The 12,432-nt window shown below is 33.7% G+C and carries 12 protein-coding genes and 1 tRNA gene; 5 read left to right on the top strand and 8 right to left on the bottom strand.

The genetic code is table 11. The annotated features are described in order from the left end of the window. Positions 1-111 precede the first annotated feature (111 nt). On the top strand, positions 112-717 hold the full coding sequence (locus tag DIU01_RS09815) for a hypothetical protein (protein ID WP_290833950.1): 606 nt from the start codon (positions 112-114) through the stop codon (positions 715-717). Here the strand turns inward: DIU01_RS09815 and DIU01_RS09810 are convergent. The 5 genes from DIU01_RS09810 to DIU01_RS09790 all read right to left on the bottom strand — a co-directional run bounded on the left by DIU01_RS09810 (position 712) and on the right by DIU01_RS09790 (position 4,543). After that, a complete protein-coding gene (locus DIU01_RS09810) occupies positions 712-1,410 on the bottom strand; it encodes a porin family protein (protein ID WP_290833948.1) in 699 nt (232 codons plus the stop codon). The two genes, DIU01_RS09815 and DIU01_RS09810, sit on opposite strands and share 6 nt — an antisense overlap. 14 nt (positions 1,411-1,424) lie before the next feature. Beyond that, positions 1,425-1,511 (bottom strand) — tRNA-Ser (locus DIU01_RS09805). A gap of 48 nt (positions 1,512-1,559) precedes the next feature. Next, positions 1,560-2,585, bottom strand: a complete 1,026-nt coding sequence (locus tag DIU01_RS09800) for an asparaginase (RefSeq protein ID WP_290833946.1) — start codon at positions 2,583-2,585, stop codon at positions 1,560-1,562. Beyond that, the gene (locus DIU01_RS09795) at positions 2,575-3,711 is read right to left on the bottom strand and encodes a 1-acyl-sn-glycerol-3-phosphate acyltransferase (RefSeq protein ID WP_290833944.1); all 1,137 of its coding nucleotides are present in this window, start codon (positions 3,709-3,711) and stop codon (positions 2,575-2,577) included. The genes DIU01_RS09800 and DIU01_RS09795 overlap by 11 nt, the downstream gene beginning before the upstream one ends. 64 nt (positions 3,712-3,775) lie before the next feature. Further along, positions 3,776-4,543 (bottom strand): TatD family hydrolase, encoded by a 768-nt coding sequence (locus DIU01_RS09790; protein ID WP_290833938.1) that lies wholly within the window; start codon positions 4,541-4,543, stop codon positions 3,776-3,778. A gap of 191 nt (positions 4,544-4,734) precedes the next feature. Between DIU01_RS09790 and DIU01_RS09785 the strand changes: the two genes are divergently transcribed. Beyond that, positions 4,735-5,172, top strand: coding sequence for a retropepsin-like aspartic protease (locus tag DIU01_RS09785; RefSeq protein WP_290833936.1), 438 nt, complete (start codon positions 4,735-4,737; stop codon positions 5,170-5,172). A gap of 125 nt (positions 5,173-5,297) precedes the next feature. Here the strand turns inward: DIU01_RS09785 and DIU01_RS09780 are convergent, their stop codons facing one another. Further along, positions 5,298-6,509 carry a TCR/Tet family MFS transporter gene (locus DIU01_RS09780; protein WP_290833934.1) on the bottom strand — a complete coding sequence of 404 codons (1,212 nt, stop codon included), beginning with the start codon at positions 6,507-6,509 and terminating at the stop codon, positions 5,298-5,300. Positions 6,510-6,593: 84 nt separating this feature from the next. Between DIU01_RS09780 and DIU01_RS09775 the strand changes: the two genes are divergently transcribed. Beyond that, entirely contained in the window at positions 6,594-7,064 is a 471-nt protein-coding gene (locus DIU01_RS09775) for a hypothetical protein (protein ID WP_290833932.1), read from the top strand. Positions 7,065-7,122: 58 nt separating this feature from the next. Here DIU01_RS09775 and odhB read toward each other — a convergent pair whose 3' ends face one another. Then, complete coding sequence (gene odhB, locus DIU01_RS09770; protein ID WP_290833931.1) at positions 7,123-8,349, bottom strand: 2-oxoglutarate dehydrogenase complex dihydrolipoyllysine-residue succinyltransferase; 1,227 nt, start codon at positions 8,347-8,349, stop codon at positions 7,123-7,125. A gap of 89 nt (positions 8,350-8,438) precedes the next feature. Further along, positions 8,439-11,210: a 2-oxoglutarate dehydrogenase E1 component gene (locus DIU01_RS09765; RefSeq protein WP_290833930.1), complete on the bottom strand. Its 2,772-nt coding sequence runs from the start codon at positions 11,208-11,210 to the stop codon at positions 8,439-8,441. Between the two features lie 114 nt (positions 11,211-11,324). On the opposite strand from DIU01_RS09765, the gene DIU01_RS09760 reads away from it, so the two are divergent. Both DIU01_RS09760 and DIU01_RS09755 read left to right on the top strand, forming a co-directional pair. Further along, the gene (locus tag DIU01_RS09760) at positions 11,325-11,864 is read left to right on the top strand and encodes a hypothetical protein (protein WP_290833929.1); all 540 of its coding nucleotides are present in this window, start codon (positions 11,325-11,327) and stop codon (positions 11,862-11,864) included. A 95-nt stretch (positions 11,865-11,959) separates the two neighbouring features. Then, positions 11,960-12,328: a hypothetical protein gene (locus DIU01_RS09755; RefSeq protein ID WP_290833928.1), complete on the top strand. Its 369-nt coding sequence runs from the start codon at positions 11,960-11,962 to the stop codon at positions 12,326-12,328. Positions 12,329-12,432: the final 104 nt, after the last annotated feature.

Raw genomic sequence — 12,432 nt, 5'->3', positions numbered from 1 at the left:
AACTCTGTCGGAGTTAAAAAAGGATTTTCATTGCTATCAGGGCTAATTAGGTTTTGTCTTTTGTAAAATTAAAGTTTGAAAACAACTATATTTGTGTAAAAAATAATTCCTTTGAAAAAAGCACTTCCTTTTTTTTCGTACCTCTTGCACCCTATTTTCATTCCACTTATTGGAACGTTGCTTTATTTACTATTTAGTGAAAATTATTTAACTGCGCCACAAAATTACCTATTGGTTCTTCAAGTAATCATCATCACTTTTTTTCTACCAATGTCGTTTTTCTATTTGCTAAGAACCTTTGGAAAAGTAGATACCATAATGCTTTCTGACACGCAACAACGAAAAATGCCGCTCCTTTTACAAATGGCTTTAACCGTAATTTTAATTAGAGAAACCGTAACCATCGATAGATTACCCGAACTTTACTTCTTCTTTCTTGCAGGATTGTTAAGTACTTTTCTAGCTTTTGTTTTACTATTTGCAAAAATAAAAGCCAGCATTCACATGATTGGTTTGTGTGCTTTGACTTTCTTTATTGTGGGATTAAGCATTCACAATCAATTGAATATCATTTACACCATTGCAATGCTTTTTTTACTTATTGGTTTGGTCGCAAGTTCAAGACTTTACATGAAAGCACATACAATTACAGAATTAATTATTGGAATAGTAATTGGAATTGTACCGCAATTAGCTTCGTGGTATTTTTGGCTATAGAATGTAAAACATCAAACCAAGATTGAAGGTTTTCATGTCAATCGATTGACCATCAACTTTGGCATTTTTAAACATTGGATTTAATCCATAATAGGCATGGAAATTCCAAGTATTCCATCCAGTTGCGATGTAAACACCATATTGTAATTTGTTGTAATCCTCGTTTCCAGTAACTTTAATTGTTTCTCCAGAACCAACAAATTTATATTGATCATAAAATAAATAACTAAATTTAAATCCAGTGTAAACGCGCCAAAATCGGTGACTTTCTGGTGTTGAAGTTCGCCATCTTAACTCAATTGGCAAATCAATGTAATGCAACGTCATTTTGTTTTTACTGTAAATCAAATCAGCATCAAAACTATAAATGTTTTCAGAAGATGGAGAAACGCTTGGTTGATTTATCAGCAAATTATCATTGAAAATATTTAATGAATATCCCAAACCAGCAGCAATTGCCCAAGTTCTAGATTTATTAAATGGCATATCACGAAGAAATCCGACAGATATTCCAGAAGAAAATTTATTTTGACTTAAATCCTTCGGTGTATTCTGTAACTTATTGTAAGTTAATCCGATGTAAAATTGATCTTCCCTGTAAAGTGAATCGGGTGCATCAAAATCAATAGTTTTCTCTTGAGCAAAAGCACTCAATCCGAATAAAAACAAAACTATTGATTGTAGAAAACGCATTTTTTACATTTTTGCAGAGAGGATGGGATTCGAACCCACGATACAGTTACCCATATACAAACTTTCCAGGCTTGCTCCTTCAACCACTCGGACACCTCTCTAATTGTTCTGCAAATAACTATAAAAATAAGGAATAAACAAAGGAATAATTAAACCATTTCACCACGTAATGGCGTTTCAAAAATGGTTTTAAAAACATTTGGAGCCACATTTTGTCCCAATAAATACATTAATTTAGTAATTGCAGCTTCAGTAGTAATATCTTTTCCAGAAATCACTCCGATTTTCTTTAGCATCGTACTCGTTTCATATTGTCCCATGCTTACGCTTCCGCCTGAACACTGAGTTACGTTAACAACATACAAACCGTTTTTAATTGCTTTTTTCAAAATTTGAAGCAACCAATCTTCGGTTGGAGCATTTCCAGAACCATAAGTTTCTAAAACAATTCCTTTTAAATTTGGAATTGCCATAATCGCCGAAAGTACATTTTCATTAATTCCAGGAAACATTTTTACAATAACAACATTGTCGTCCATTTCTCTGTGAACAATAAATTTCTTAGTTTGCTTTGGTAAAAGTGCTGTCGAATTTATTTTCAAATGCACTCCAGATTCAGCCAAATCAGTATAATTTGGCGAGGCAAAAGCATTAAAATGTTCGGCATTTATTTTTGTAGTTCGGTTGCCACGGTATAATTTGTATTCAAAATAAAGGCAAACTTCATGAATTACAGACTTTCCTTTTTGTTGTAAAGAAGCAATTTGAATCGCCGTAATTAAATTCTCTTTAGCATCAGTTCGTAAATCTCCAATTGGCAATTGTGAACCAGTAAAAACCACTGGTTTCGCTAAATTTTCGAGCATAAAACTCAATGCCGATGCCGAATACGACATAGTATCAGAACCATGTAAAACTACAAAACCATCAAAATTCAAATAATTTTCTTCTATTATTGAAGCAATCATCATCCATTTCTCTGGATTCATATTTGATGAATCGATGGGTTTTTCGAAAGAAATTGTTTCAATTTGACAATCCAACTGTTTTAATTCTGGTATTTTTTGCAATAACTTACTGAAATTGAATGCTTTTAAAGCTCCAGTTTCAAAGTCTTTCATCATACCAATTGTTCCACCAGTATAAATTAAAAGTATGTTGGGTTTAGATTGCATTCTCGTATTTGGATTTATTCACAACCGGATTGGCATACATATTCAACAAACTTTCTACCATAAAATCATTGGTTACATCAATTTTCATTTCCAATCTTCTTTCGAATAATGATTTCTCATCTTCGGTGTAATGCCCTTTGTATTTATCGGTTTTATTCAATAAATCGTAGGCAATGTAATTGGTTGGCCACAATTTGTACGATTGCAAAATAGAATCATCAATTGCTTGCGCCAATGCCTGAACTTGCTTGTTGGTATTGTCGTTTTCTTGTGCAATTACATCCAATTCGGTATCCAAAACATCACCAACATGAATGTGAATGTGTTTCTTCTGACCAATAATTCCGCTTAGCAACGTAATAAAATCTTCATTTTTCTCTTTAACGTACGTTTCAGCTTTTGCTTCGGCCATTAATTGTGGCATTTTTAAAGCATCGGTTGGATCATATTCATACGAAATAGAAACTGGAACGATTTTTAATTTCTTAAAATAATCCATTAAATTTTTCTCGTCAGAACCCATTCCGAGCATTTTTAAAACTCCCGAATGTGTGGCGTCATTTCCATCTTTAGTTCGTCCTTCACGCTGTGCTATCCAAACCGAACGATTTTCACGAAGTAATAATTGCCCAATATATTCGGCCATTAACTTCGAACTTTGCAATAATTCGCGAGGCGATAAACCACGTTGAACCAAGAAATTTCTATTTAATTTTGCCAACGTATTCATGAAATCGCGCTTCACTAAATTGTCACCAATTGCAGAAGCCGTCATCACTAAACCATGTTCAAAAAGACAAGTATTTAACAATGAAGTATCTAAAATGATATCTCTATGGTTGGATATAAAAAGATAAGAAGTGTTTTTTTGTAGTTTTTCAAAACCAGAAGTAGACAATCCTTCAGACGATTTTTCTAAGACTTTTTGAACCGCTTGATATATAAAATTGCACTGAAAATCTCTAATAGAATGGGTTCTTCTCAATTGTTCTTTCCATACCTCATCATCAACATCTGGGAACGTAAAATCCATTATTGCTTTCATCATAGGGTGATTTACTGATGCACGAATGGCGTCATTTACCTCGGTATCGTAAAACGGACGAATTGCGTCAAATTTCTGCATTTTGGTTTTTATTTTAAGAGGAACAAAAGAACAAAAAAAATATGACTTTTTTATTATATAATGGTTAAATGCCAAAAATAGCTTTAGAATTTTCAGTAGTAATTTTAGCGATTTCTTCTATTGGAAGACTATAAATCTCGGCTAATTTTTGAGCAACTAAAAGCGTATAACTACTTTCATTTCGCTTACCACGATGCGGAACAGGAGCCAAATAAGGCGAATCGGTTTCTAGAACGATATGTTTTAAATCGATTTTATCTAAAAACTGATCTATTTTTCCGTTTTTGAAAGTGGCCACACCGCCAATTCCGAGTTTTAATCCTAATGAAATTGCTTTTTCAGCTTGAGCAAAATCGCCTGTAAAACAATGGAAAATCCCGAATAAATCCTCGCTTTTTTCACTTTCTAAAACTTCAAATGTTTCATCAAATGCATCACGACAATGAATATTTATTCCTAATTTATACTTTTTGGCTAATTGAATTTGATGTTGAAATGCATGTTGCTGAATGGCTAACGTAGTTTTATCCCAAAATAAATCGACGCCAATTTCTCCGATCGCGTAGAATTTTCTTTTTGCTAATTCCGTTTCAACATGTGCCAATTCTTCAAGATAATTTTCTTTCACGTAACACGGATGCAATCCCATCATCAAGAACACATTTTCTGGAAATTGACTTTCCAAATCGTACATTTTCTGTGTGTATGTAGAATCAATCGACGGAATAAAAAATCGTGAAACACCAGCATCAATCGCTCGTTGCATCATTTCGTTTCGGTCGTCTTGAAATTGGGATGAATATAAATGAGTATGTGTATCGGTCAGAATCATTTTCGGGTTGCGAGTTGAAAGTTTCGAGTTGCAAAAGTAGTGAAATAATATTTTCTAGTTTTAGGCATTTAAAAAATAAGAATAAGGCAACTGAATGCTATTTCTACAATTTGAATTAGTGATTTCCTACGTATTTTCGCTTTAGTTTCGTTATTTTTGTTCTTTCGACGAAGAAGAAAACAAAATACAAAATGAAAAAATTCCAAGAAATTCTTAAAAAAGAAAAATACAAAAAAATAAGCTTCAAAGTATCCAAAACGCAACACCTTTTAATCAAAGCGCGCATCAACGGAATCAAAGGAAGTTTTATTCTCGATACTGGCGCGAGCAACAGTTGTGTCGGATTTGAAAGCATCAGTTTGTTTCAATTAAAAGCTGGAAAATCCAAAACCAAAGCTTCTGGAGCGGGAGCAACCGGCATGGAAACGCAACTCGCAAAAGACAACAAACTCGAACTTGGCAAATGGAAAAACAACGAATTTCACTTAGTGATTTTCGATTTAACCCATGTAAATTTGGCACTTATTCAGCATAAAGCCAAACCAGTTCACGGCATAATTGGCGCCGATATTTTACTAAATGGAAAAGCAATTATCGATTATTACAATCATTGTTTGTATTTGAAGTAGAAGCGAATCGCTTGCGCATTTTTGCAATCCTTTTTCCTGCTGCCTTTCCTTCTCGTCCCTAAAGACGAGATTCCCTTGCATCAGTCCCGAAGCTTCGGGATAGTTTGTAATTGTCTTTTGTTAAATTATCGTTTTCTAAAAGAAAAATAGGCAATAATCGTACTTAAAAACATTAAAAATCCGCCTAAAACAAAAGGCGCACCTGCAAATTGAAAAGGTGCTTCTTTATGAGTGAAAAAGTAAAAAACGGTACTCATCATTGGCGGACCAATAATTGCCGATGCACTCATTAAACTAGAAAGCGTTCCTTGAATTTCGCCTTGTTCATTGGGTGGAACTTGGCTAGAAACTACAGCTTGCATCGCCGGACCAGCAATTCCACCAAGGCAATACGGAATTAAAAACACAAACATCATCCAACTTTGGGTTGCTGTTGCAAATAAAAACATTCCTATTGTGTACAAAGCCATTCCAACATAAATACTCTTTTCATTTCCTAGTTTTGGATTGATAACTCGTATTAATCCACCTTGAACAATTCCAACTAAAAGTCCGATTACTCCAAGAGAAATCCCGACCATTTTTTCATCCCAATTGAATTTGTACATCGTAAAATAACTCCAATTGCTATGAACCGCATGCGAAGCCACATACAATAAGAAAATCGAAATCACCAATCCAATTAACTTTGGGTATTTTTTTAAGTTTAAAAAAGCTCCAATAGGATTGGCTCTTTTAATGTCAAACTCACGTCTGTTTTCTTTAGAAAGTGATTCGGGCAAAATGAAATATCCGTAAAGAAAATTAAGCAAACATAAAACTGCCGCAGCATAAAATGGAACTCGTGAGCCAAACTGACCAAGAAGTCCGCCAATTACAGGTCCAATTATAAATCCGAGTCCGAAAGCTGCGCCAATCATTCCGAAGTTTTTGGCTCTGTTTTCATTTGTACTTACATCGGCAATATAAGCAGAAGCTGTTGTGATACTTGCACCAGAAATTCCTGCAATTATTCTACCAATAAACAACCAAGTGATGGTTGGAGCGAAAGCCAATAATAAATAATCTAATGAAAAGGCAAAAAGTGAAATTAGAATAATTGGTCGTCTTCCAAATTTATCACTAAGATTTCCAATTAAAGGTGCAAAAATAAATTGCGTCATTGCATAAGCGAAAGTCAACCAACCACCAATTTTAGCAGCTTCACTAATATCACCATGAATCAATTCTTTAATCAACTTAGGTATCACCGGAATTATAATTCCCCAACCTGTGATGTCGATTAACATTGTGATGAATATAAAACCTATTGCGGCTGACTTTTTACTTTTTTTCATAATTGAAATATATCTTATACAAATAAACAAAAAGCAATATGATTTTCTAAAAATGATTTTGTTAATTTGAAAAAAAATAAAACCATGAAAAAAATAATTGCATTAATTTTACTAATCAGTTTTTCAGTTTCTTCTTGCTCAAATGATAATGAAACTCAAGAGCTGCCTCAAGGATTGACAGTAGTGGTTAATGGCGCTACAAAGGTTTTTAACATTGTTTCTATAGAAGAAACAGTTTATGGAGAAGGAACTCCAAGTGAGTATTCTAGCTTAATTTTAAGAGGAGAAATAGCAACAAACAGTATTGAAAGAATTGTATTTACTTTTAGAAAAGGAGTTACTGGTAAAAATGCATTTGGCAATATGTACTACGTAGATAATGAAGATAGAGAGTATTACTATTTTTATTACAATGAAGATGAAAGATTTATTATCAATGTAATTAAAAATGATTTCTCTAACTTACTACAAGGGAAATTCTATGGCAAGCTATATGAAAATGGAGGTCCAACAGAAATAAATATGCAAAAGGGAAGTTTCAATATTCAATATTAAGTAAAAAAAAGCCGTTTAGATATTTCTAAACGGCTTTTATATTTTAACGCAATTTGATTTACAATTCCAATGCTTTTTTAGCATCGCCATTCATCAATAATTCTAATGGATTTTCTAATGCTTCTTTAACAGCTACTAAGAAACCAACAGACTCACGACCATCAATAATTCTGTGATCATAAGAAAGTGCCACGTACATCATTGGGTGAATTTCTACTTTACCATTTACAGCAATTGGACGCTCAATAATATTGTGCATTCCTAAAATTCCTGATTGTGGCGGATTGATAATTGGTGTAGACAACATACTTCCGAAAACACCACCATTTGTAATTGTGAATGTTCCACCAGTCATGTCATCAACAGTGATTTGTCCGTCACGAGATTTTATAGCTAATCTTTTAATTTCTGCTTCAATTCCACGGAAAGATAATGTTTCTGCATTACGAACAACAGGAACCATTAAACCTTTTGGCCCAGAAACTGCGATTGAAATATCACAAAAATCATATGATGTTTTAAAATCACCATCAATCATTGAGTTTACATCTGGAAACAAAGACAAAGCTCTTGTAACTGCTTTTGTAAAAAACGACATGTAACCTAATCCTAATCCGTTATGTTTAGCTTTGAAAGCATCTTTATATTCGTTACGAATTAAGTTGATTGGTGTCATATTAACTTCATTGAATGTAGTTAACATAGCAGTTTCGTTTTTGGCAGCAACTAATCTTTCTGCTACTTTACGACGTAACATTGAAAGTTTAGTTCTTTCTGATCCACGATTTCCACCAGTTGGAGTTCCCATTGATGGTGTTGCGTTTACAGCATCATCTTTAGTAATTCTTCCTCCTTTACCTGTTCCAACTACTTCTGTTGGTTGGATATTTTTTTCTTCTAATATTTTTTTAGCTGCTGGAGATGGCGTACTTGTTGCATAAGTTTTCTCTGCAACTGGAGCTGCTTTTGGAGCTTCTACTTTCGGAGCTTCTGCAACCGGTTTTGCTTCTTCTTTTGCTGGAGCTGGAGCATCACCTGATGGTTTTGCTGCACCAGTATCGATTAAACAAACTACTGCACCAACTGCAACTGCGTCACCTTCTTCTGCTTTTAGCGTAATTATTCCGCTTGCTTCTGCTGGTAATTCTAGTGTTGCTTTGTCTGAATCTACTTCAGCAATTGCTTGATCTTTTTCTACATAATCGCCGTCTTTTACTAACCAAGTTGCGATTTCTACTTCTTTTATTGATTCGCCTGGTGAAGGCACTTTCATTTCTAAAATCATATTCTTTTAGTTTATTGTTCGTAGTTAATTGTTTATTGTTATTTGTTTGCGATTAATGCAGCACCACAAACTATAAACTATAAACTTTTTTATCTAAATAAATTTTTATCAAAAACCATTCTTATTGCATCGGCGTGACGTCTTCTATCTCTAGTATGACTTCCTGCTGCTGGTGCTGCGTAGGCTTTTAATGATGCTAATCTCCATTTTACTAAATCGAAATTCATTAACATAAAGCTATAAGCTCCCATATTTTTTGGCTCTTCTTGTGCCCAAACATAATCGTCTGCGTTTGGATAACTTGCAATAATTGCTTTTAATTGCTCAACTGGCAATGGAAATAATTGCTCAATACGAACCAAAGCTACGTCATTTCTTTCTAATTTTTCTCTTTCGGCAAGAATATCATAGTAGAATTTTCCTGTAACAAAAACTAGTGTTTTTACTTTATTCTTATCTACAGAAATGTCATCGATAGTTTCTTGGAATTCACCATTTGCCAATTCGTCTTGCGTTGAAACACACAATGGATGACGCAATAAACTTTTTGGTGAAAATACTACTAATGGTTTACGGAATTTCGTTTTCATTTGTCTTCTCAACAAGTGGTAGAAATTGGCTGGCGTTGTACAATCGGCAACGTACATGTTGTGACGTGCGCAAAGTTGTAAATAACGTTCCATTCTAGCAGATGAGTGTTCTGCACCTTGACCTTCATATCCGTGAGGCAATAATAGAACAATTCCGTTTTGGTTGTTCCATTTGTCTTCACCACATGAAATGTATTGGTCAATCATGATTTGTGCACCATTAGAGAAATCTCCAAATTGAGCTTCCCAAATTGTTAACGCGTTCGGATTTGCCAAAGCATAACCATAATCAAAACCTAAAACTCCGTATTCTGAAAGGAAAGAATTGAACACATTGAACTTTCCTTTTTTATCTGAAATCGAATTTAAAAGAATTACTTCTTCTTCGCTATCTTCTACTTTTACAACGGCGTGACGGTGCGAGAATGTTCCTCTTTCAACGTCTTGACCTGAAATTCTAACATCGTAACCTTCTGTTAAAAGCGAACCATAAGCTAATGCTTCTGCTGTTCCCCAATCGATAACATTGTTGTCATACATTGTTTTTCTATCGGTAACAATTTTCGTTATTTTGTTGATGAATTTCTTATCTGCTGGTAATGTTGAAATTTCGGTTGCTATTTGATCTAATTTCTTTTTATCGAATTTAGTATCGAATTTCTTAAGCATTTCATCGTCAGAAACTTGAACAAATCCATCCCATTCATCTTGCATAAATGGCGTGATGATAGTTAAATCTTTTTTACGAGAAGCCGTTAGATTTTCATCTAATTTATCTTTGTATTCGTTTTCTATTTTGGTAATGTAGGCTTGATCTACGATTCCGTCGATGATTAATTTCTCTGCATAAATGTCTCTTGGATTTTTATGACGAGCAATAATTTTATATAAAACTGGTTGTGTAAAACGCGGTTCATCACCTTCGTTATGACCGTATTTTCTATATCCTAATAAATCGATGAATACATCACGACCAAATTGCATTCTGAAATCTAATGCAAATAACATCGCGTGAACTACAGCTTCAGTATCGTCTGAATTTACGTGAAGTACTGGCGATAATGTAACTTTAGCAACATCAGTACAATAAACAGACGAACGTGCATCTTGGTAATTAGTAGTAAATCCAACTTGGTTGTTGATTACAATATGGATTGTTCCTCCAGTTTTGTAACCGTCAAGTTGTGCCATTTGAACAATTTCGTAAACAATTCCTTGTCCAGCAACTGCTGCGTCGCCGTGAACGGCAATTGGCAATACTTTAGAGAAATCGTCTGGGAAATATTTATCTTGTTTAGCACGAGTAATTCCTTCAATAACAGCTCCAACTGTTTCAAGATGCGAAGGATTTGGCGCTAAATTGATATTTATTTTTTTACCCGATTTGGTTTTTCTTTCAGAAGTTAAACCTAAATGGTATTTTACGTCACCATCAAAATATTCTTTATCGTAATCTTTTCCGTCAAATTCTGAGAAGATGTCTTGTGTAGCTTTTCCGAAGATATTTGCTAGGATATTCAATCTTCCTCTGTGAGCCATTCCCATAACGAAATGCTCTACTCCTTTTTCGGCAGCAGCTTCAATTAATGCATCTAAAGCAGGAATGATACTTTCTCCACCTTCAAGTGAAAAACGTTTTTGACCGACATATTTAGTATGTAGGAAATTCTCGAAAGAAACCGCTTCGTTTAATTTTCCAAGAATGTGTTTCTTTTGTTCTGGATTGAAATTTGGAAGATTATCGTTGATGTTGATTCTGTCTTGAATCCACTGAATTACTTCTGGCTTCCTCATGTACATGTACTCAATACCAATATGTTGGCAGTACACATTTTTGAGATGCGTTATGATTTCTTTTAATGTTTGAGGTTGCTGTCCAATAACTTTAGCAGCATCAAAAACCGTATTTAAATCGGCATCTGATAACCCAAAATTAGTTATATCTAGATTTGGCTCATAAGTCCTTCTTTCACGAACCGGATTGGTTTCAGTAAAAAGGTGACCACGTGTTCTGTAACCATCAATTAGTTTAAGAACATTGAACTCTTTTTGAATTTTATCTGAAACTACGGAACAATCTTGATTTTCAGTTGCATAATTTGCCAACTGTTGCCCAACATTCTCTTCGTTGTATGTTGTCATTCCAAAATCGAAACCTTGAAAGAAAGCTCTCCAACTAGGTTCAACAGAATCTGGATTAAGTAGATATTGATCGTATGTTTGCGCGAAAAACTCGGTGTGTGCTGCGTTTAAAAAGGAAAACCTATCCATAATTTAGATAAAATATTCGTTGTGTTAAAAAAATTTATGCAAAAGTAAAATAATTATAACAATCTTTCAATGTTTTTACTACTTTTATGTCGCTAATTAACTATATATAGAAGCATGGAAAAGAATACTTTACAGAATTTAACAAAAAGATTAACATTTCTATTTTTTATCGGTTTGAGTTTTACTATTTCGGCACAACAAATGCCAGAAAACAATGCAAAAAGTGATTTTTGGAGTCGCGTGCAATTTGGCGGCGGATTAGGATTAGGTTTTGGAAATGGATTTACCAATATTGCTGTTGCGCCAAGTGCAATTTATAATGTTAATGAGTATTTAGCTTTTGGAGCTGGACTGCAATACAGTTATTTAAAACAAAGAGATTTTTATTCGTCTAGTCAATATGGAGGAAGTTTAATTGGTTTAGTTAATCCAATTCCTGAAATACAATTATCGGTTGAATTAGAGCAATTACGTGTAAATGTAAATTATGAATCAGAGAATTTTTCAGATAAATTTTGGAACACTGGATTGTTTTTAGGTGCTGGTTATCGTCAGGAAAATTTCACTTTTGGTGTACGATATAACGTTTTATTTAATGAAGATAAAAATGTTTATGGCGATGCTTTAATGCCTTTTGTAAGGGTTTATTTTTAGACTTATGAATCGCAAATAACTAAAAGTTTGCGTAAGCAAACACCAATAAAAAAAGCGATACCAGATGTTACTGCTAAAAAATAAAATTTAAACACATGAGAAAATTAATTGTTATTTCGTTCTTATTCGTGTGTATTGTAAGTTTCGGACAAAACAACACTACTAATTACAGATTTTTGCCAAGTTTAGCATCGGTGAATGTTAAGCCTGTTTCGTTTCAGATTAATCTGGGTATAAACAACTGGCTTTCTAAAAAAGGGAACCTTTCGCTTTACAATCCGATTACCAATTTAAACGATAATTATTATGTTCTTGGCAAAAGTTATAGAATGAGTAATACCAAATCATTTTCTATGTATGGATTTGAAGGACAACGTATTGATTCTTTCAATCCGAGTGGTACTAAAGATTTGGGAAGTGCATTTATTTTTGGAGCGATAAATACAATTTTGGATAAACTTTAATGGTTTTATTCTAAAATCACAAAATCATTTACATAATCCTGAATGAAACTTTCTTTAAATTTTTTCAAATAAATATATGCCAAAATATTTCATCCTTTTATTCT

The organism is Flavobacterium sp. (assembly GCF_003525665.1).
GTDB lineage: Bacteria > Bacteroidota > Bacteroidia > Flavobacteriales > Flavobacteriaceae > Flavobacterium.
The sequence above is the reverse complement of the archived record's forward strand: the minus strand, read 5'-3'. Positions and strand labels throughout refer to the sequence as shown.

Excerpts from the sequence above, each read along its gene's own strand:
- DIU01_RS09810 (WP_290833948.1), bottom strand. The coding sequence starts at position 1,410 with ATGCGTTTTCTACAATCAATAGTTTTGTTTTTATTCGGATTGAGTGCT.
- DIU01_RS09800 (WP_290833946.1), bottom strand. The coding sequence starts at position 2,585 with ATGCAATCTAAACCCAACATACTTTTAATTTATACTGGTGGAACAATT.
- DIU01_RS09795 (WP_290833944.1), bottom strand. The coding sequence starts at position 3,711 with ATGCAGAAATTTGACGCAATTCGTCCGTTTTACGATACCGAGGTAAAT.
- DIU01_RS09790 (WP_290833938.1), bottom strand. The coding sequence starts at position 4,543 with ATGATTCTGACCGATACACATACTCATTTATATTCATCCCAATTTCAA.
- DIU01_RS09785 (WP_290833936.1), top strand. The coding sequence starts at position 4,735 with ATGAAAAAATTCCAAGAAATTCTTAAAAAAGAAAAATACAAAAAAATA.
- DIU01_RS09780 (WP_290833934.1), bottom strand. The coding sequence starts at position 6,509 with ATGAAAAAAAGTAAAAAGTCAGCCGCAATAGGTTTTATATTCATCACA.
- DIU01_RS09775 (WP_290833932.1), top strand. The coding sequence starts at position 6,594 with ATGAAAAAAATAATTGCATTAATTTTACTAATCAGTTTTTCAGTTTCT.
- odhB (WP_290833931.1), bottom strand. The coding sequence starts at position 8,349 with ATGATTTTAGAAATGAAAGTGCCTTCACCAGGCGAATCAATAAAAGAA.
- DIU01_RS09765 (WP_290833930.1), bottom strand. The coding sequence starts at position 11,210 with ATGGATAGGTTTTCCTTTTTAAACGCAGCACACACCGAGTTTTTCGCG.
- DIU01_RS09760 (WP_290833929.1), top strand. The coding sequence starts at position 11,325 with ATGGAAAAGAATACTTTACAGAATTTAACAAAAAGATTAACATTTCTA.
- DIU01_RS09755 (WP_290833928.1), top strand. The coding sequence starts at position 11,960 with ATGAGAAAATTAATTGTTATTTCGTTCTTATTCGTGTGTATTGTAAGT.